Annotated in this window: 20 protein-coding genes; 4 read left to right on the plus strand and 16 right to left on the minus strand. The window is 65.9% G+C overall.

Going from position 1 to position 17,557, the window contains the following annotated elements:
- Positions 1 to 133: 133 nt before the first annotated feature.
- The 9 genes from QSK37_RS13245 to QSK37_RS13285 all read right to left on the minus strand — a co-directional run bounded on the left by QSK37_RS13245 (position 134) and on the right by QSK37_RS13285 (position 6,408).
- Complete coding sequence (locus QSK37_RS13245) at positions 134 to 1,504, minus strand: tyrosine-type recombinase/integrase (protein WP_285620185.1); 1,371 nt, start codon at positions 1,502 to 1,504, stop codon at positions 134 to 136.
- Positions 1,501 to 1,692, minus strand: a complete 192-nt coding sequence (locus QSK37_RS13250) for a helix-turn-helix transcriptional regulator (RefSeq protein ID WP_285620186.1) — start codon at positions 1,690 to 1,692, stop codon at positions 1,501 to 1,503. Before QSK37_RS13250 ends, QSK37_RS13245 begins: the two co-directional genes overlap by 4 nt.
- Positions 1,689 to 3,107: a replication initiator gene (locus QSK37_RS13255; RefSeq protein ID WP_285620187.1), complete on the minus strand. Its 1,419-nt coding sequence runs from the start codon at positions 3,105 to 3,107 to the stop codon at positions 1,689 to 1,691. The genes QSK37_RS13250 and QSK37_RS13255 overlap by 4 nt, the downstream gene beginning before the upstream one ends.
- A gap of 94 nt (positions 3,108 to 3,201) precedes the next feature.
- On the minus strand, positions 3,202 to 3,330 hold the full coding sequence (locus tag QSK37_RS13260) for a hypothetical protein (protein WP_285620189.1): 129 nt from the start codon (positions 3,328 to 3,330) through the stop codon (positions 3,202 to 3,204).
- Positions 3,330 to 3,698, minus strand: coding sequence for a hypothetical protein (locus QSK37_RS13265; protein ID WP_285620190.1), 369 nt, complete (start codon positions 3,696 to 3,698; stop codon positions 3,330 to 3,332). The genes QSK37_RS13260 and QSK37_RS13265 overlap by 1 nt, the downstream gene beginning before the upstream one ends.
- A gap of 11 nt (positions 3,699 to 3,709) precedes the next feature.
- The gene (locus QSK37_RS13270; protein ID WP_285620191.1) at positions 3,710 to 4,390 is read right to left on the minus strand and encodes a DUF2637 domain-containing protein; all 681 of its coding nucleotides are present in this window, start codon (positions 4,388 to 4,390) and stop codon (positions 3,710 to 3,712) included.
- Positions 4,390 to 4,671, minus strand: coding sequence for a hypothetical protein (locus QSK37_RS13275; RefSeq protein ID WP_285620192.1), 282 nt, complete (start codon positions 4,669 to 4,671; stop codon positions 4,390 to 4,392). Before QSK37_RS13275 ends, QSK37_RS13270 begins: the two co-directional genes overlap by 1 nt.
- A 22-nt stretch (positions 4,672 to 4,693) precedes the next feature.
- Positions 4,694 to 6,052 carry an FtsK/SpoIIIE domain-containing protein gene (locus tag QSK37_RS13280; protein WP_285620194.1) on the minus strand — a complete coding sequence of 453 codons (1,359 nt, stop codon included), beginning with the start codon at positions 6,050 to 6,052 and terminating at the stop codon, positions 4,694 to 4,696.
- 14 nt (positions 6,053 to 6,066) lie between these two features.
- Positions 6,067 to 6,408: an SCO3933 family regulatory protein gene (locus tag QSK37_RS13285; protein ID WP_285620195.1), complete on the minus strand. Its 342-nt coding sequence runs from the start codon at positions 6,406 to 6,408 to the stop codon at positions 6,067 to 6,069.
- A gap of 140 nt (positions 6,409 to 6,548) precedes the next feature.
- On the opposite strand from QSK37_RS13285, the gene QSK37_RS13290 reads away from it, so the two are divergent.
- Positions 6,549 to 6,929: a GntR family transcriptional regulator gene (locus QSK37_RS13290; RefSeq protein ID WP_285620196.1), complete on the plus strand. Its 381-nt coding sequence runs from the start codon at positions 6,549 to 6,551 to the stop codon at positions 6,927 to 6,929.
- 114 nt (positions 6,930 to 7,043) lie between these two features.
- On the opposite strand, the gene QSK37_RS13295 is transcribed toward QSK37_RS13290, so the two are convergent.
- The 4 genes from QSK37_RS13295 to QSK37_RS13310 form a co-directional block, all read right to left on the minus strand.
- Positions 7,044 to 7,712, minus strand: coding sequence for a DNA-directed RNA polymerase subunit alpha C-terminal domain-containing protein (locus QSK37_RS13295; RefSeq protein ID WP_285620199.1), 669 nt, complete (start codon positions 7,710 to 7,712; stop codon positions 7,044 to 7,046).
- Between the two features lie 300 nt (positions 7,713 to 8,012).
- Positions 8,013 to 8,855, minus strand: a complete 843-nt coding sequence (locus QSK37_RS13300; RefSeq protein ID WP_285620200.1) for an SAM-dependent methyltransferase — start codon at positions 8,853 to 8,855, stop codon at positions 8,013 to 8,015.
- A gap of 790 nt (positions 8,856 to 9,645) precedes the next feature.
- Positions 9,646 to 9,882 carry a hypothetical protein gene (locus QSK37_RS13305; protein WP_285620201.1) on the minus strand — a complete coding sequence of 79 codons (237 nt, stop codon included), beginning with the start codon at positions 9,880 to 9,882 and terminating at the stop codon, positions 9,646 to 9,648.
- Positions 9,882 to 10,160, minus strand: coding sequence for a hypothetical protein (locus QSK37_RS13310; RefSeq protein ID WP_285620202.1), 279 nt, complete (start codon positions 10,158 to 10,160; stop codon positions 9,882 to 9,884). Before QSK37_RS13310 ends, QSK37_RS13305 begins: the two co-directional genes overlap by 1 nt.
- A 197-nt stretch (positions 10,161 to 10,357) precedes the next feature.
- Between QSK37_RS13310 and QSK37_RS13315 the strand changes: the two genes are divergently transcribed.
- The 3 genes from QSK37_RS13315 to QSK37_RS13325 are packed head-to-tail and all read left to right on the plus strand — an operon-like array spanning position 10,358 to position 13,005.
- Positions 10,358 to 11,461: a hypothetical protein gene (locus QSK37_RS13315; protein WP_285620204.1), complete on the plus strand. Its 1,104-nt coding sequence runs from the start codon at positions 10,358 to 10,360 to the stop codon at positions 11,459 to 11,461.
- The gene (locus tag QSK37_RS13320; protein ID WP_285620207.1) at positions 11,448 to 12,629 is read left to right on the plus strand and encodes a hypothetical protein; all 1,182 of its coding nucleotides are present in this window, start codon (positions 11,448 to 11,450) and stop codon (positions 12,627 to 12,629) included. The genes QSK37_RS13315 and QSK37_RS13320 overlap by 14 nt, the downstream gene beginning before the upstream one ends.
- Entirely contained in the window at positions 12,514 to 13,005 is a 492-nt protein-coding gene (locus QSK37_RS13325; protein ID WP_285620208.1) for a gamma-glutamylcyclotransferase family protein, read from the plus strand. Before QSK37_RS13320 ends, QSK37_RS13325 begins: the two co-directional genes overlap by 116 nt.
- Before the next feature lie 203 nt (positions 13,006 to 13,208).
- Here QSK37_RS13325 and QSK37_RS13330 read toward each other — a convergent pair whose 3' ends face one another.
- From QSK37_RS13330 to QSK37_RS13340, 3 genes are all read right to left on the minus strand, one after another.
- Positions 13,209 to 15,779: a tetratricopeptide repeat protein gene (locus QSK37_RS13330; RefSeq protein WP_285620212.1), complete on the minus strand. Its 2,571-nt coding sequence runs from the start codon at positions 15,777 to 15,779 to the stop codon at positions 13,209 to 13,211.
- Between the two features lie 732 nt (positions 15,780 to 16,511).
- Positions 16,512 to 17,057 carry a helix-turn-helix domain-containing protein gene (locus tag QSK37_RS51725; RefSeq protein WP_432705562.1) on the minus strand — a complete coding sequence of 182 codons (546 nt, stop codon included), beginning with the start codon at positions 17,055 to 17,057 and terminating at the stop codon, positions 16,512 to 16,514.
- Positions 17,054 to 17,395 (minus strand): PadR family transcriptional regulator, encoded by a 342-nt coding sequence (locus QSK37_RS13340; RefSeq protein ID WP_285620213.1) that lies wholly within the window; start codon positions 17,393 to 17,395, stop codon positions 17,054 to 17,056. Before QSK37_RS13340 ends, QSK37_RS51725 begins: the two co-directional genes overlap by 4 nt.
- Between the last annotated feature and the right edge of the window lie 162 nt (positions 17,396 to 17,557).

Genomic DNA, 17,557 nt, shown 5'->3' on the forward strand with positions numbered 1-17,557 from the left:
GTCACCGGGCGCAGGCCCTTGTAGGTGGTCGTGCAATATGTGTGCAATGGCCGCAGGGTGCGTTTGTCGAGGTCACCCGGCAAAACGAAGAGGCCCCCGGACGAGCCGAGGGCCTCTCTCAGACGCGGGACCGCTATTGGATGCCAAGCGCCGCCTCGATACGCCGATTCGCGATCTCACGCTGTCCGTCGATGCACTTGGCGTACACCTTGAGCAGGACGTCAACGCTGTGCCCTGCCCGCTCGGCCACGTCGGGAGCCGCAACCCCCGCGTTCAGCCAGAGCGAGACCGCCGCGTGCCGAAGGTCGTACGGAGTCTGAGCCAAGGGAGAGAGCACCTGCGCCGGGGTGAACGCCAGCGTCCGCGCCTGACTCCACACACCGTTGATCGCCGAAGCGGCGAACGGTCGACCCTTCGACGTCCGGAACAGCCGGCCGTCCGCCGACGCGCCGTGAGCGTCGATGTGCTCCCGCAGGATGGCGACCAGTTCCGGCGGGATCGGCACGTGACGTGTCTCCCTGTCGGCCCGGTGCTTGAGACCCCGATCGTCGTGCGTCTCACCACTGTCGGTCCATTGCTTGCCCGCCTGCGGACGCGTCCTCTCAAGCGTCAGGCTTCCCCACCCCTCCCCCGGTAGCAAACAGTCGGTTTCCCGCAGGCCGAGCGCTTCAGCGGGACGCAAACCGCCGTAGTACATGCAGGCGAACATCGCCCGCATGTGCTCACCTCTAGTACGCCCGCAGTAGGTCACGGCCGTCAGCAACTCCTTGGCCTGCTGCGGGTTGACCACGGCACGCCGGTCGACCTCTTGAGCGATCTTCAGGCTTCGTCGTTTCGACTTGACCCGGTCGAGCGGGTTGTCTGCGAGTTCTTCCAGCTCAACGGCGTACTCGATGACGTTGTAGAAGACCGCCCGCTTACGGCGGTAGGTCGTCGTAGCTGCCCGCTTGCCGTCCATCGTGAGGGAAAGGGCGTTGAGCGCGGCGTGCACCGTCGAACTGTCTTCCAGCGCTCGCACCGACAGCGACGCACGTTGTAGCCAGCGCAGCGCCGCACTGATCTCGGTGTCCGGACCGGCGCGCCGGTCCTCCGGCAACAGTGCGTGTCGCCTCAGCGCGGCCCGTAGCGTCTCGATGCTCGGCTTTCCCGGCTCATCCTTCGTCAAAGCCGGGGTCACCGTGGCGAGCGCGTCTGTCATGCTGTCTCGGCTCTTGGCGGCGAGATGCGGCCACTTGGTGGCGACGTACGCCTGCACGAATTCGAACCACGTTGCGGCGTTCTTCGCCTTGAGCATCGACTCAGGAAGGCCGGTGTCAACGTCGAAGGCTTCTCCGCGCTTGGCCGCTTGTCGAAGGTCGGACAGGAAGCTTTCCGCCAGCGCCTTGGTCCGGTAGGTCTTGGTTTTTCGACGTCCACCGACCTGCCAACGCGCCACGTACGACGGCGTCTTGCTCGACTTGTTCCGGTAGACCGTCCAGAACTTCACGTCATATGTGGTGGTCACGCCGCCTCCCGCAGGTTCTCAAGCCACGCGGTGAACTCACTGCGCCAGACGCGGATCTCGCCATTGGGCAACCGGAGACCAGCCGGAGCCGAGCCGGTCTCACGCCAGCGATAGAAGGTGCGCCGGGAGACGCCGCCCAGCTCATCGAGGATCTGAGGAACGGTCATCAACTCATCTCGTTTACTCACATGGCCTCCATGAGTCCCGGCAGGCTTCCGCCCGCTCCGGTGGAGTCGAGTGGTGGCAGTGCCCTGGCGCTAAGTGCGGCGGCCAGGAAGGCTTCGCCGGGAGTGTGACCCTGTCCCGCGTAGTCCCAGTGCGCGACGACGAGCACCTGGTCCTCGTCGAAGAGGGGTAGTCGGCCGGTCGTGATCTGGTGTTCGCGCTGGTTGTAGGCCATGCGCGCTTCTCTGAGCGCGCCGAGGGTCGTGGAGTACCGGCGGGACTTGGTGGAGAAGTGGCCCCGGAAGCCGAGCATGTGCGCCCAGTCGGCAAGCCGGAGGTCGGCCATCTCCTCCAGTGCGCCGAGACGCCGACACTCCGCGATCAGTCGGCGGGCGTGGTCGCGTATGGCGAGCTGGTCCAGGTCATCGGTGGCGCGTATCCGGCGGTCCAGGGTGCCGACGCACTCGGCGGCTTTGGTGGCGTACTTCGCGATGTAGCCGGCTACGGCTTGGTCGGTCAGTTCCCCGGTCGTGGTGATCGGTCGGACGTCGACCTGCGAACCCCACGTCAAGCGTCGGGCCTGGAGTTGCTCCGCCTCTGGGGTGGTCACCGTGACGGCGCGGGCGGCATGGCGTACGACGTCGTCGAGGAGCTCACCGGTCGCCCAGCCGGGCGGGGATGCGGTCGGCCCGTCGGGTCCGTCGAGGCGCACGATGGCGTGGAAGTGGACGACGCCCCGGCGCTGGTACTCGGCAACCTTGGCGAAGGACACGGTGAGGATGTCGCGCAGCTCACGGACGGTCAGGCCCGCCGACTTTGCCAACCGTCGCCGCAGGGCGAGGGTAAAGCGCCGCCACAGTTCAGGCGCGAGCGCGTTGAACAGCACCGAGCCGCTGTAGTCGTAGCAGTCCAAGCAGAGCGGTTCACCCAACCGCGGATCATCGGCCCCGTGCCGTTCGGTGCAGGATCGCGGGCGTCCGTGCGGGCAGTCCCCCAGGTCCCGGCGCGCGTGGCACGGCTGCACCCCGCCGGCCTTTTCTCGCCGGGCGTGGACCGGCCCGAAGGAGGGGGCGGTCAAGGTGACGAACGCAGCCGGGTGAGCGGTGACGCTGTCGGGGACGCCCTTTCCGCCGACGAGTCCCGCGCGGACGAGCTGGTAGGTATCGGCCCGGTAGACCTCTGCGCATGAGGGGCAGCGGGAGGCACGGCGGGTCTTGCACGCCACGCGCAGCACGCCGTCCGGCTCGTGGGCGGTGGAGTAGCGGTGCAGCAGAGCACCGGTGAGCGGGTCACGGTAGTCGACACGGCCGCGCAGGTGGATGGGTTGGGCGCAGCCGCCGGTACGTCGGATCTGAGCGGTCCACCGCTGGTAGTCCGGGGAGCTCGCGCGGCGCGCGATGTCGCGGAGCGTCAGCGGGGAGGGGACAGCAGCAGGCAAGATGAAGGTATCTCCTGTCGTGGAACGGCTGGGGATGGCCCCCGACGTGGCGCAGGACTTGGCGGTTGTGTGGCCACGCCGGGGGCGCCGAGGCTCAGCAGAAGCCGAGGCCCTCGCAGTGCTCGCAGGTCTCGCCGTAGGAGTCGAGGCCGGTTCCGCCGCAGGTGCAGCACTGGAAGTGCTCCGTCGGCGGGATGTCGGCCGGTCGGCCGGCGACGTTCATCAGGCGGCGGTGTAGCGGTCGGGGTGGAAGACCGGGGCGTAGCTCATGAGCGCCTCGTGGGCGGCCTGGCGTTTGGCAGGGACGTGGATGGCGTTGTAGGTGATGCGGCCGAAGGTCTTGGAGACGGTGTAGTGCCCGCCGCGTCCGGTCTCGTCGGTGACCGTCTCGCCCAGCGCGGTAGCGATGCGGTCGATCTCGGCGCGTTCGGCCGCGTCGTCGTCGGCGTAGGGGAAGACGGTGTAGTCCCCTCCGTACTCGCGGACGGGAATGCTGGGGTTGTTCTCCAGGAAGTCGGCCAGGGCGCGGAGGCCGGCGATGGTCTGGGCGCGGGCGAGCAGGTCGCCGGGAACGGTCGGCGGTGTGGTCATGGAGTTTCCCTTCAGGCGGTGCGGATCTCGTGGAGTAGCTCGGAGGCGAGCTGGTTGGACACGCCCAGCCGAGCCCGCAGGGCATCGCGGGTGATCGGCCGCCCGTGCCGGTTCTGGTGTTCGTCGGCCACGCGGCGGGCGAAAGTGAGCAGTTCATTCGCCGGTCCGCCCGTGGACGCCGTCTCTTTGGGGGCGTCCGGTTCGGCCTGCTCGTCCTGGCGGTTCGGGACGGGGACGAGGGCCGAGGACGGACGGCCGAAGGACGGCGGGACGGGGGACGTAGCAGTGACCGCGTCGTCCGGAACAGGGCGGTGGCCGGATGAGCGACGTTCGAGCATCGAGACCGCGACGAGGAACGCGCCCGCCGGAGTGGCAGCGGTCAGCCAGCCCCACGCCGTCCGCTCGGCCTGGGCAAGATTGGCGGCCAGGGAGAGCGAGACGCCGCCGGACAGGACCAGGGTCGGCCAGGACACCGGCCCCGTACGGCGACCGGTGCGGCGGTCACGCTGTCGCTCACGAGCGGCCATGACGCAGGTCAGATCGATGCAGACCGCGATCGCCCAGGCCATCCAGCCGTGTTGACCGTGCTGGTTGGCGGTGTCGCGTATGTGGGTGAACGAGCCCGCCGCCGCGATCGCCGCCAAGATGACGACCGGTCCCGAGTCGGCCAGGAGGCCACCGAGGCGGGCCATCACGCGGCCCCCCGGTCGCAGGAGGCCAGCAGCGCGGCCAACTCGGGGTCACAGCGGTGAGCCTCAGCCCAGCCGAGCAGCCAGCCGAGTGCATCCGGGTAGGCCGATTCGGTCTCGGCGCACTGGGCGCACACGGCGGCGTGGACGCTGCGCGTGGGGTCGAAGGTGAGGCGGACGGGGTCGAGGACGGAACGGCGGGACGAGGACGGACGGCCGTCCCGAGGACGGGGACGAGGGGACGAGACAGCGGCCGGGCGGTGCAGAGGGATCACGTTCGTCATGGCGAGTCTCCGAGGTCGGGAGTCAGGCGGCTTGGTTGTCAGGCAGAGCGCGCGGGCCGGTGCGGACCAGGTGGACCCATGGGGTGGTGAGGTGGCGGTTGGCGCGGGCGGCGGCTTCCGCGTCGGCCTCGGTGGTCAGTGCTGAACGCGCCCGACGCCAGGACCCGTCACTGCCGGCCACGATCGCCACGCCGGGGGTTTCGGCGGGGATGGCGCGGGCGGCCTCCAACGCGGCCGGGTCCATGTCGCCGAGGGTCATAGTCGCGGTCTCCGGATCGTTGACCCGATGGCAGACACGGCCGGACAGTTGCGAACGGAGTGCGGTCACGCCTGGTCCAAGGTCGGAGCCGATGCGCTGGCCGCAGACGATCAGGTAGACCCCGAACGCCCGCCCGAGCTGTGCGATACGCAGCAGCGCGACCGAGGTCTTCGCCACCTCGTCCTTCTCGGCCTTATCGGCGATCAGGAACAACTCGGCCACCTCGTCGACCACCACGACGATCGGGATTGGCCGCAGGTCCACCGGGAGTCGCCACACGTTGCGTACGCCGTGTTCGCGGCAGTCGGCCATCCGGTGCGTCAGCTCGGAGACCAGCCCGTCCAGCAGCCGCACGCAGGCGGACCGCGTGGTGGCCAGAGCGGACATGCGCGTCACGTACGGGGTCAACTCGACCCCGCCCTTGAGGTCGAACCCGACCAGTGCGACCGCTTGAGGAGCCAGGCCCCGGATGATCGCGTTCAGCAGCGTTGACTTACCCGATTGGGTGGCTCCGGCGAACAGCCAATGCGGGACGGTCTTGAAGTCGATCACCCACGGCCGCCCGTTCTCCAGAACTCCCGGCCGTACGGTCAGCAGGTCATCCGGTGTCGGAGCAAGCGGCGGAACCGTGACAAGAGGGTCCTTGCGAGTGGCGATCAGTACGACCCTGCCCGGCTTGGAGTCCAGCACCCGTACCGCGTGAGCACGCCAGGCGTGCGCGAGCCGTTCGGCGACCTTGGCGAAGTCGTCCGGAATCTGCCCGTCGTTGAGCCGGATCGGCAGGCGCCAGCCCTGCCGCGACGGCCGGATCAGGCCCAGCCGGGGGGCCTTTTCGATCTCGACCCGCCGCAGGTGGCGGCGTTCCACGATCGCCGTTGCCTCACGGGAGGCGGCCCCCAGGACCGGAATGGAATCCAGCGTGACGCGCCACCGCCGCCGCTTGTGGGTCAGCTTGCAGGCCGAGGCGACGTGTTGCCAGGTCGCGTACAGCCACACCGCGCGGGCCGGGAACCCAACGCACAGCCAGAACGACAGCGGATAAAACCGCCGCCACGCCAGGCCCCCGGCGACCACGGCGACAAGGACCGCGAGCGCTTCAATGAGCGTTGCCTTGTCGAGCATCTGCGCGCCCCTGCTCAGGCGGCCCGGACGGCGGACGCGGGAACGATGGCCGAGGCGCCGAAGGAGATCCCGTGCCGTTCCTGACCGTTGATCACCTGGTTCCAAGGCCGGGCGATCAGGTTCGAGGCGGTGACGATCTGCCCTACCTGGATCTCAGGATCGCCGGGAACGTTGACCTGGACGAGGTCGATCCGGCCGGCCTCGTTCGCGACCGACAGTCCGACCTGGTAGACCGTCCGTCCTTCGCTGTCGACCTTCACTTCCCCGGTCTCGCGGTTGGTCAGTCGCGGCTGGGGCGGCGCGACGCACACGAAGGTCAGGGCGGTGGTGTCGACCGGGATACCGATGTTCTGCATGGTTCTCCTCTACGAGTCGCTCTCTAGTTTTCTAGAGAACATGATTCATAGAGTACCTAGGGATGTTAGAAAAGCAAGCCATCTAGGCAGACTTCATTGGGGAACCTAGAAACCTGTGCTGGATCGGCTAGTCTTGGGCCATGGCCAGCACGCATCCCGACCGCCGCAAGCTGTACGTCCGCATCGCGGATGAGCTGCGAGAAGAGCTAGCCGCGGGCAAGTACCCGGTGGGTGAGCCCTTCCTGTCAATCGGGGAGCTGGCCGACCGGTTCGGCGCCGCGAAGATGACGGTGGACCGCGCCGTAGACGTCCTGCGTGGCGAAGGTTACCTAGAGAGCCGACAGGGAAGCCGTACGACGGTCATCGCGCTCCCTCAGCCTCAGCCCGACGCCGCCGGCGAGCCGCAGGAGCACAGCGAGGAGTTCCAGGTTCTCTTCGGCCAACTCCAGGAGATCCGCAGCCAGCTCAAAGGCTTTGCCGCCAAGCTCGAAGAGCTTGACCAGCGCACCAAGGGCCTCTGATCGCGGCGTCAGTTGAAAGGACCTATGTGCGCCGAAGAACACCGTGAGTCCCGGTGCGGCGTTCGGGGGCTGCGGGTCTGACTGCTGTGTCGTTCTGAGGGGTCGGGGTTCGCCTCAGTGTTCGGCGGCCAGGCGTAGACCGGCGTCAGCGAGTTTCGTTTTGATTTCGGCCACGGCGGACGAGCCGATGTTCCGAAACTGGCGAAGGTCATCTTCGGTGAGCGCGACGAGGTCACTGATCTTCACGGGCCTGACGTCGCCTCCCCATTTCAGCGCGTTGAAGGTACGTCTCGACAGTCCAAGACACCTGATCGGACAATCAAGCCGTACGGAATGGGCCTGGTCTGAATGATCCAGGCGTTCCGTCGAAGACTCTGCGGAATCGCTGTCGGCTAGGTCGGCCAGCAGGACGATGCTCAGGATGTGGGCCGCTTGATCCCCGGACTCAATGAGCCCACGGTCTTGCGTGATGACGTGGACCCTGTCCCTACCGATCGAGATGGTGACTGACTCATCCGGACCGAACTTCACCGTCTGAACGGCCTTCAACCCGGCCGACTGACGGCGTTCCGCCGTATTCAGAGCGACCAGACGTTCGGTCGTACGCCAATCCGCGCCGGTTACCTGACACCACCGGCGCACCTCGTCGTTGGACAGACGGGCCATGCCGCGCTCCACGCGTGACACTCGCGGCTGAGACAGACCGGTCCTCGCCGCCAACTCGTGCGTTGACAAAGCCGCTACCTGCCGCAATGCAGCTAGCTGAAGTGCGATGTCGGTCACATCAACCCTTCTTGCGCTTCCTTGTAAAAGGCCGGCCGCCTGACAGACGCAACGGCTTACGGCAGCGAGTCGGCGAGGCTGGTCGAGTCACCATAGAGCGCCCATATGGGGGCCGGCTGGGCCGGACGCCGCATGGTCATGCTCTGGTCGCAATAGCGATAAGCAGCACGGTGATGCCTATCAGCACAGGCATGTTCGGAGATCGCCGCAATCTCATCCGTATGCGAATGTAGTTGCGACTTCGACATAGACGGAACAGATAGGGCAGAAGGCACAGCGCCGCAACCTCGACCAGGGCCTTCATCCCGCTCCCCCTGCAGGCCGAGTCCTGGATGTGTGCGCTCGCCATCGTTTCCGCGCCAAAGCGCCGAGGATGCGCACATCGGTCGGGACGCCGATGCCGGTAGGCCATTGGGAGACATCGAGCAGGCCGGGATGGACCAGATCCAACGGGTCGAACCAGGAGAGGATCTGGTCGGCCGTCCGGAAGATCAGAGGCGCCGAGGCGTTTTTGTAAGCGTCTTCGATCTGGGTGATGACGGCCGGGTCGGTGTCGGTCGAGGTAACCGCCGAGACGGCGAGGTAACTCCCGGCCGTCATGGCGTCGGCGAACGTGTCGAGGATTCCGGCCGGGTCATCGGCATCGGGGACAAAGTGCAGCACCGCCACACACAGCACTGCGACCGGCCGGGACAGGTCGATCACTTCGTTCAGACGTGGATCGGCCAAGATCGCCCACGGCCGTCGGACATCGCCCTCAACGATCGTGTAGCCACCGGGTGTCGATGAGGGATGGGCGCGCTGGTGGCTGAGTACGACCGGATCGTTGTCCACGCCGATCACACGTACGCTCGGATTGAAAGCGCAGGCGACCTCGGCGACGTTCGGTGAGGTCGGGATACCGGTCCCAAGATCAATGAACTGATCAATCCCCGCCTGGACGCAGTACCGCACCACACGCAACAAGAAGGCCCTGTTAGCCAATGCGAGCGTGGGCGCCTGGGGGAACACTCGCATGACTCTCTCGCCCGCCTCACGGTCGGCCGAAAAATTATCTTTACCGCCGAGGTAATAGTCGTATATTCGTGCCGGTGTCGGCGTGGACGCACTGAACGAGAGATGTGCGCGCGTGTCGTCATTCATGGGCGGAAACGGTTCTTTCTAAAACAGAACGACCGAGTGTATGGGCAAGGCGCAGCGGTCAACGCGCGTTCGGGGCGCTATTTCTTACCTGCTGAGGCTGAGGGGAAGCTACTGAGGGCGTCGACGCGGGTAGGGCTGTGATGCAGCTCCACGCGGACCATTGCGCTGATCAGAGCCTCGGGCGTCGGCTCGTCGACCACCAACGGTTCGGGCGTGAAGCAGCTGAACGCGGTGAACGTTCGATGCCAGGGCGACCACATAACCAGCCAATCGCGGTAGGTCGCCTGAATATGCCGGGCCTGCTCGAAGCACTCCCCATCGTTGACGGGCGCCGCCCCGCTGCGCTTATAACGCCGAGCCAAGATGCCCGCGGAAGCCCGACCGGCCAGCCCTCCACGCGACATCACGACAGCCCACCCGGCCTCGATCGCTGGGCCTTGACGTACTCTACGATGGCCGCCGCTGCCCCGGACGGGTCGGCGACTGGATGCCGGTGCGCACCCTCGGACCACTCGAAGCAATCTCCCGAGGCGTCCACCGTGATCGTCAGAGTAGGTTCATTTCGGGTACGGATTACCGCCGCGGGCCGAGCGTCACTCATTCCCACGCTTAACCCCAGCGCGGCCAGGCGCCGACACAAGTGTGTAATCAGCTCAAGCTCACGGTCTTGGTAGCCGATGTTCACGGCGTTACCTCCTCGTTGGTTACCGAAGCCATCCGGCGGCTTCGCTCGCTAAACCTGCCAGACGAGCCAGTTTCAAGACGCCCGAGTGGCAGAGAGGCTTTGGGCTTATGCGGTTCGGCCCGTTCGCTCGTCCGCATGGTCGGTGACGCGCCGCGTAATCGCAGCGGCCCACGCCTGCAATTCGCCCAACTCTGCGGAGATCTTGGCGACCTCGGCAAGCAGTAGCTGACGCTCGGACTCCGTCAAGCGCTTCTTCCTCCCCATCCAGGCTTTCCGCGCCTGGTCGATTGATGTGACCAGTGCAAACTCGTCCGCGCTTGGGACGAAGTTGTCATTGCTCATCACGGCTCACCCCCGACGACGCGGAAACCTCGGACGTGCGTAGCGATTCGTCGGGCTGCGCCAGCCACGTCGTTGACAGGGTGCTGGTGGCTCGCTTCTGCCCAGGAGAAGTACCGACTGCTGAAACTGACGAAGATCCATAGAAAGACGCCAGGGGTGTCAGTTACGACGGCCAGCCCTGCCACGTCCTCGCGAATTTCAGAACAGATGTCATGCTCCGTAAGAGCCGCCCGCAATTCGGCAAGCAACTCCATCTCCAGTGACTTGCTCGTTTCCACTCTCACGTCCCTCGGTGGGAGTGAGACCGTGTGATGGCTGTCAGCCGATCTCGCCATGCCGCCGGTCCCGCCGTCGTTCATGTCTTAGAGCTTCGTGAAGAGACGTGTCGCGCTGCTACACCGCGCGTATTGCATCCCGAACGTCTAGTGCTCGCTTCGCCTCATCTATGTCTCATCTCGTGCTACCGTCGCCCGTGATGGACGAACGGATCACGGCCCCCGTACGGCTGAAGGTCTTGCTGCGGGAGCGTCATTGGCAGACGTACCGAACGTTCACCGCCGAGTACGACAAGGCTGCTAAGAAGGTTGACCCTTCGCTGGAGGGCGCCGGACCGAGCCGCGCGCAGCTCCACCGCTGGATGTCTGGAGACGTCAAGGGCCTGCCATATCCCGACCATTGTCGGGTTTTGGAAAAGATGTTCCCCGGCTGGACCGCTGAGCAGTTGTTCGAGCGCGTCACCGACGACCACGACACCCCGCCGGTCGGCGATGATTCGGCCGGCGCCACGAAGGCCGCAGACCTACTTGAGACCATTGACCGGCAGCTTCACGCGCCTGAGGGAGACGTGAGGTGGGAGCCTTCCGAGGCTTCAAGCCCGTCAGTGTCTCCGGCATTGCTTCACTCGGTCGAAGGAGCCAGCGACACTGCTCGCAGGCTCGGGCGTCAACTCCTTGAACTACAACGCGTGCTTCGCCTGAGTGACGATGAGGCAGCTCAGCTCGCCAGCCTGTCCGGAAACATCGTTGAGCTGTCGATGAGCGCAGACATCGACATCGACCACGAGGGCTGGTCGCGGGTCACCTACCGCCACCAGTTGCTCAACCTGACTGACAAGCCCATGACTCGGCTGGCCCGAGAGGTGTGGTTCGAGAACACGCGTGATCGACTCGTCATCGGACCTGTCAGCGACCCCGACCGCCACGTCATGATCCAGCGCAGACACGACACGGCGAACCTGTCGAAGTTCGCGTGCCAGATTTCCCCACCGCTCCAGCCGGGAGACATGGCGACAGTCGGTTTCGTCTGTGAAGGTGGCCAGTTTGTTTACGATCACTACTGGCGGAACTCGATCCCTCGCTACACGCGGCAGTACACGCTCCGTATCCGCCATCAGGGCGCCGGACAGCTCTTGCGTTGCTCGGCAACAGAGGAAGAACCGAACGGGTCGGAGAGCTCCGCCGAAGATCACCTAGTGTGGGATTACGACGGCGACGATGTGAACATGACGCTGACCCGTGACCATCTGCGCCCTAACCAGGCCATCACGCTGCGATGGGATGTCCAGCATGAGTCTGCGTGAAGACGTCGAAGCCGTCCTCCGTGCATGGAACGCCTACGAGATCGCCCAGGGCGGTTCGCCCATCATCGACTTCGATTGCTTCCCCGGAGGTCCGGAGGCTGAACCGGTCACCGACCGGCTCACGGCCTATCGCAGGCTGGCAGCGCTCCGCTCGGTGGCGGATGGGCCCCTTGCTAGCCGACTCGATGCCGACCTTGCCTATCTCGGCGCCGTCCTCGGAGAGCGGCCACCGTTGAGCGACTACATCCGGGCGACGCAGGGATGTGGTGCTGCCGGTTGGCCGGCTGAGTACGTGGAGGAACGCGCCGAGATGGCTCGCGGCGCTCTCGCAGATCTCGGCATCGGGTGGGGGCCGGACACTAACTCCGACCTTCGCCAGGCTGAAGGACTGCTCGACGTGCAGGAGGCACCCGATGCCATCCGCCAGGCCGCGCGGGAGCTGGAACCCGTCATCCGAGAGGCGACCGGTAGCACTGCCCCCTACAGACTGACGATCGAGACAGCCGAGATAGACGCGTACTGGACTTACTGGCTCGACGGAGCCGGTCAAGACGTCCGCCTACGGCTAAACCTGCCCAACGTCGAGTTCACCCAAGTAGGTGCCCGGCAGTTTGCCCTGCACGAGGTACTCGGACACGGATTGCAGAGCGCCAGTCTCGCAGCCAGGGCAGCAGCCGAAGACGTCCCATGGGTCCGTCTGCTGTCCATCCACGCGCCGCAACAGGTCATGCTGGAAGGGCTCGCCCAGGCATGGCCTCTCTTCGTTCTCCCAGACGACAAGGTGCTCATCACCAGAGTCCGTCTCACGCACTACACGCAACTCGTCCTCTCCCAAGTCCACCAGGCGCTCAACGAAGAGACCCCGGTGATCGAGTGCGCCGATCATCTGCGGGTCTGTGTTCCGTGGTGGAGCGACAAGACCATCGCGGGATACCTCACCGATCGTGGCGCAGACCCCGTACACCGGTCGTACATGTGGGCGTATCCCGCCGGGTTCGACTGGTTCGTGGCCCTCGCCGAGGCCGACGCTAAGGTGTCCCGGGAGGTGCTTCATGCCGCGTACCGGGAACCACTCACCCCAACCGACCTCGCCGAACTCTGGCCAGCGGGACCGCCTATCGGTGGCCCCGGAGGCTCTCTTCGTCTACGGAAGCCTCCAGTTTCCTGACGTCCTGTTCGCCCTCATCGATCGAGTACCCGACCACGAGCCAGCGGCGGCGAAGGGGTGGCGAGTGGCGACATTGCCCGAACGCGTGTATCCGGGTCTCGTTTCTGGAGAAGCCACCGCCCGCGGCTTCCTGCTGACCGGCCTCGCTCCCGAGGAGTGGCGCGTCTTGGACGCCTTCGAAGATCCGGTGTACGAACTCACGCGGATCGATCTCATCGACGGCCGCCATGGATGGGCATACGCGTGCAACCCTGACGCCGAGGTAGGAGCCGACGACTGGTCCGCCGAGGAATTCGAGACACGCCATCTCCCGGCCTACGTCGAGCGCTGCGCAGCATGGCGCCGACGCTACGAGAACCAAGCAGAAGCCGGCTGAGCCCACCAGAGCAGGCAGAAGACATCGGCGGGAACCCGGCATAGCTCGCCGGATGAGACTTTTCCTTACGTCTTTAAAGGCGTCCCGCTGCGCGGGCCGCCGCGGTTCGGCCGGTCCGCGCCGGGCGTGCGGCCTCTGCGGGCCGGTCCCGCCGCGGCCGTCCGACCGCAGCCGACGACAGCGATTGCCTAACCCAGCTGGTCTCATGACTCCGGGATGTCACCGGTTGGCTTGAGCCGATCGAGCTCCCCCCTTACGTGCTCCGCGTCTCCGGGTCGCCCCAACTCCTCCAATACCTGAATGAGGACCTCAAACGAACGTGTGAGGTCGGGGCGGTAGCGGTCGGGATAGATGGCGGCCAGCTCCCTTCGGATCGCTAAGGCTTCCTCAGCAACGGGCAGCGCCTCGGCTGAACGGCCCAGCTCCGAGAAAGAGATGCCGAGGTTGTTCAGGGATTGGGCGAGGTCGGGGCGGTAGCGATCGGGATAGATGGCGGCCAGCTCCCTTCGGATCGCTACGGCTTCCTCAGCGACGGGCAGCGCCTCGGCTGAACGGCCCAGCTTCGAGAAAGAGATGCCGAGGTTGTTCAGGGATTGGGCGAGTTTGGGGCGGTAGCGATCGGGATAGATGGCGGCCAGCTCCCTTCGGATCGCTACGGCTTCCTCAGCGACGGGCAGCGCCTCGGCCGGACGCCCCAGCTCCGAGAACCAGATGCCGAGGTTGTTCAGGGCGTCCGCGAGGTCGGGGCGGTAGCGATCGGGATAGGCGGCGGCCAGCTCACGGTAGATCGTGACAGCCTCCTCGGCGACGGTCAGCGCCTCGATCGGACGCCCCAGCTCCGAGAACCAGATGCCGACGTTGGACAGGGCGTCCGCGAGGTCGGGGCGGTAGCGATCGGGATAGGCGGCGGCCAGCTCACGGTAGATCGTGACAGTCTCCTCGGCGACGGTCAGCGCCTCGGCCGGACGCCCCAGCTCCGAGAACCGGACACCGACGTTGGACAGGGCGTCCGCGAGGTCGGGGCGGTAGCGATCGGGATAGGCGGCGGCCAGCTCCCTTAGGATCGCGACGGCTTCCTCGCTGACGGGCCGCGCCTCGGCCGGACGCCCCAGCTCCGAGAACCGGACACCGAGGTTGGACAGGAATCGGGCGAGGTCGGGGCGGTAGCGATCGGGATAGGCGGCGGCCAGCTCACGGTAGATCGTGACAGCCTCCTCGGCGACGGTCAGCGCCTCGGCCGGACGCCCCAGCTCCGAGAACCCGACGCCGAGGTTGGACAGGGATCGGGCGAGGTCGGGCCGGTAGCGATCGGGATAGGCGGCGGCCAGCTCCCTTCGGATCGCGACGGCTTCCTCGGTGACGGGCAGCGCCTCGGCCGGACGACCTACTTGAGACAACGCGACACCAAGCCTCGTCAGCCAGCGTCCGTGCAGCGGCACGGCCTCAGCGGGCAGCAGACCCAGAATCCGCCGGGTGATCGCGACATTAGCCTCGGCGAGCAGGATGGTGGGATAGGGGATGGCGTCCGCGATCGCGGTCAAGGTGTCCAGATCTGAGGTCAGGTCAGCCACCACGCGTTCCAGCAGCGGCAGCACCCGTTCCAGCAGCGGCGCTGCCGCCGGCTGATCGACCGACGCGCGGCCCAGCAACGTCAACGCACGCCGCGCCTGCCGGTCATCCAATCCTTCCAAGCATGCCTCGGCGAGTTCGGTGGACGTGCTCAATTGGGCGACGACGTGATGTTCGGCGAGCCGGTCAGGTTGCAGCGACCCCAACCACTCAGCCCCCGCTCCCGGATCAGCGTGGGGCGGATACAGCTCCCGCAGCCATCCGGCGACCTTCAGCGACACCACCGCACCCGGTACCCGCTCCAACAGGTCCATTGCCTCGTCCCGGCTGGCCGCCCCCAACAGCGCGCCGGCCGCCACAATCTGCCGCAGCGTCGCCACCGTCATCCCCGCAGGCCCCTCTAACAGACCACCGCGGACGGCGCTGCCCTGCCAGAACCTCTCCTCATGCCCCAGCAACTCATCCAGCACCTCGGCGACATCCACCAAAACTTCGGCGGTTCCATCGCCATCGCGGGCGTTCAACACCGCGACCAACGCGGCCGCATGCAAATCCAAAATCCGCGCCCGACCCGCACCGGTAGCCACCCTCACCCGTTCCGGCGGCCGTACCCCCAGTGCTCTGGCGAACTGCGGAACCGCCAGCGCCACGATCTGCTCATCCGACAGCCCCTCAGCCACCGCCGAAGCCAACGACTCACCCGGATACGCATCCGCCAACAGCTTCCGCACCCGCGGCTCGCCCTCCCCCAACCGGTCCCACCACTCACCGGCGCTACGAGCCAGCAACAGCACCCGCACCGGAACCTCCGCGGCGGCCGCGACCTGCCGCAGCAATCCCGCCAACCCAACCCGAGTCTCGGCATAATCCACCATCAGCAACAACGGCCGGCCCCCACCGAACGCCGAAACCGCGCCAGTCTCGCCTCCATCACCAACCCGGACACACGACCAGCCGACCTCAGCCATCCGCGCACACAACTGCACCGCAAGACGGCTCTTACCAACCCCACCCGGGCCGGTCACCAACCGAACCGGCCCCGCCGAATCGTCCCCACACCAGGCGATCAGCTCGGCCAACTCCCCCTCACGGCCAACGAAGTCCACCACCGCACGCCGCGGGTCCAACAACCCAGCCGGCCCCTCATCAGCAGCCAACTCACCAACGCTGGCGCGCGCCTGCAGCTTTCCGGCCTGATCCTTCATCCAATCGAAGACTGTCGGAGCGAACCCCCCACTGACCGCCCCGACGACTCCACCAAGCCACGTGACGTGGTGATCGCCCAGCCAGGTAGCCGCCAAGGCACCCAACCCGGCCATACCCGAGCCCACGACCACACGGACTAACCGCCGGCCACCTGCCATTAACCAACACCCCAACCCGAGCCCGCGGGAGACACCCGACTCAGACCTCCCATATGACCACAAGGTGCCACCCGGCCGTCACACATCAACCAAAAGCAGGTGCTGACGCGCCGCTTCCGGTCCTCAGAGCCTGACGGCTCCTGCGGTCCGGGTCGGCTTGTCCTCTAATCACGACACTCCTCACCGAGCGCCCGAACCTGCCGTGGTATAGCAGATAAATACAGCAACACCGTCATACAGCACCTCCCGCCGCCGTACGACACCACAGAACGACACGGCATATACGCGGGATGATCGCACCACTCGGTGGCGCGCTATGCAATGTCCCTCCAGCTCATAGCGCAAGTGGGAGCATGAACGCCGACCCTCTGTAAATCCGTCGCCGCTGGAGTCAGTCTGTAGGCCGGGTACTAATTCGGCGGGTCTGTGACCTGCCTCGGCGGCGGGTCCCCGCCGTTGACCTGGTCGTGGCGGTCTCGGCGGTTCTCAACGTTTCGTGTGTGATCGCGCTGCGATGTGCCCTCGATGTGCCCTGCGTGTTGACCTCTTCGGCGTGAAGCACCCCCACCCGGTTTAGAGAAGATCCTTCCTAGCAGCCCAGACCACAGCTTCGATTGGCGTATTAACGTCGAGCTCGTCACAAATTCTCCTCAGGCGTCGCCGGAGGACCTTGGGCGTCACTCGTAGTCGCTGGGCGGCGACGTCGGCCGTAACTCCACGTGAAATTTCTGCCAGTAGTTCGATATCTTCGGAAGCGAGGACCGTGACCTTCAGGGGGGTGGGGACGATGACATCTCGTTCCGCTCCGCGTACATCCTGGAGATCGTGTCCAATCGCCCGGGCGGCGAGGAGCAGGCCGAACGCGAAGCGCGTTCCCTTGATGAGCCGGGTGATCGGTAGGGCTTGATCGCCGCGCAAAACAAAGTGCAACTCAGGGAGCCACTCCTCTTCGTATGTCGGCATACGCAACTCGGGCGGTAGTCGCCGACTAGCTGCGAGGAGAATGGCAAAGGGGAGGCCGTCGAGACGATTGCGGATCTCTTCGCTCACCAGATCGCCTAGCGCGACCAGGAGCAGACCACCCATGAACGCAAGGCAGGTCCACGTGAAGGCGCTCATGTCTCACTCCCCCGAGACCGAGGGTTAAGAGGTCCGATAGCCGGCGGCCGTAGTTGCTCGCTGAGTGCGGCGAGTTCGTAGCGCGCGCCTTCGACTCCTTGTTCACTGATCATGTACAACCGACGACGCGGTCGCCCCGAGCTTGCAGGATCGATGTCCTCTTGACGTCCGACAAGCCACCCGGCCTGCTCCAAACGAGCCAAGATCGGATACAGAGTGCCACTCGCCAGCCGGGTCAGCTGCATGATTTCAAAGCCGTAGCGAAGCTGTGCAGGTTCTTCTAGAAAGACCCTCAACACCTTCGCCACGGTAGTCGTGATCTTCACTTCTGATGCCATGTAGAGAGTCTACATAGGGGTGCGTCGCCTGACGAGTCGGTTCGTCCATCCCGTCTGCCGTCGTCCCACCCGCACAGGGAAGCGGAACCGCCGGCGGTGGTGAAGGTGGAGCACTTCATGACTGAACGACCTTCGCCACCGCCGGCGGTTCTGCTTGGCTTG

The sequence above is a fragment of the Actinoallomurus iriomotensis genome, from assembly GCF_030269445.1.
Taxonomy (GTDB): domain Bacteria; phylum Actinomycetota; class Actinomycetes; order Streptosporangiales; family Streptosporangiaceae; genus Actinoallomurus; species Actinoallomurus iriomotensis.

What these genes read in the sequence shown, in the direction of transcription:
- QSK37_RS13260 (WP_285620189.1), bottom strand. Translation starts at nt 3,330, where the DNA reads ATGAACGTCGCCGGCCGACCGGCCGACATCCCGCCGACGGAGCACTTC.
- QSK37_RS13265 (WP_285620190.1), bottom strand. Translation starts at nt 3,698, where the DNA reads ATGACCACACCGCCGACCGTTCCCGGCGACCTGCTCGCCCGCGCCCAG.
- QSK37_RS13270 (WP_285620191.1), bottom strand. Translation starts at nt 4,390, where the DNA reads ATGGCCCGCCTCGGTGGCCTCCTGGCCGACTCGGGACCGGTCGTCATC.
- QSK37_RS13275 (WP_285620192.1), bottom strand. Translation starts at nt 4,671, where the DNA reads ATGACGAACGTGATCCCTCTGCACCGCCCGGCCGCTGTCTCGTCCCCT.
- QSK37_RS13280 (WP_285620194.1), bottom strand. Translation starts at nt 6,052, where the DNA reads ATGCTCGACAAGGCAACGCTCATTGAAGCGCTCGCGGTCCTTGTCGCC.
- QSK37_RS13285 (WP_285620195.1), bottom strand. Translation starts at nt 6,408, where the DNA reads ATGCAGAACATCGGTATCCCGGTCGACACCACCGCCCTGACCTTCGTG.
- QSK37_RS13290 (WP_285620196.1), top strand. Translation starts at nt 6,549, where the DNA reads ATGGCCAGCACGCATCCCGACCGCCGCAAGCTGTACGTCCGCATCGCG.
- QSK37_RS13300 (WP_285620200.1), bottom strand. Translation starts at nt 8,855, where the DNA reads ATGAATGACGACACGCGCGCACATCTCTCGTTCAGTGCGTCCACGCCG.
- QSK37_RS13305 (WP_285620201.1), bottom strand. Translation starts at nt 9,882, where the DNA reads ATGAGCAATGACAACTTCGTCCCAAGCGCGGACGAGTTTGCACTGGTC.
- QSK37_RS13315 (WP_285620204.1), top strand. Translation starts at nt 10,358, where the DNA reads ATGGACGAACGGATCACGGCCCCCGTACGGCTGAAGGTCTTGCTGCGG.
- QSK37_RS13320 (WP_285620207.1), top strand. Translation starts at nt 11,448, where the DNA reads ATGAGTCTGCGTGAAGACGTCGAAGCCGTCCTCCGTGCATGGAACGCC.
- QSK37_RS13325 (WP_285620208.1), top strand. Translation starts at nt 12,514, where the DNA reads ATGCCGCGTACCGGGAACCACTCACCCCAACCGACCTCGCCGAACTCT.
- QSK37_RS13330 (WP_285620212.1), bottom strand. Translation starts at nt 15,779, where the DNA reads ATGAAGGATCAGGCCGGAAAGCTGCAGGCGCGCGCCAGCGTTGGTGAG.
- QSK37_RS51725 (WP_432705562.1), bottom strand. Translation starts at nt 17,057, where the DNA reads ATGAGCGCCTTCACGTGGACCTGCCTTGCGTTCATGGGTGGTCTGCTC.
- QSK37_RS13340 (WP_285620213.1), bottom strand. Translation starts at nt 17,395, where the DNA reads ATGGCATCAGAAGTGAAGATCACGACTACCGTGGCGAAGGTGTTGAGG.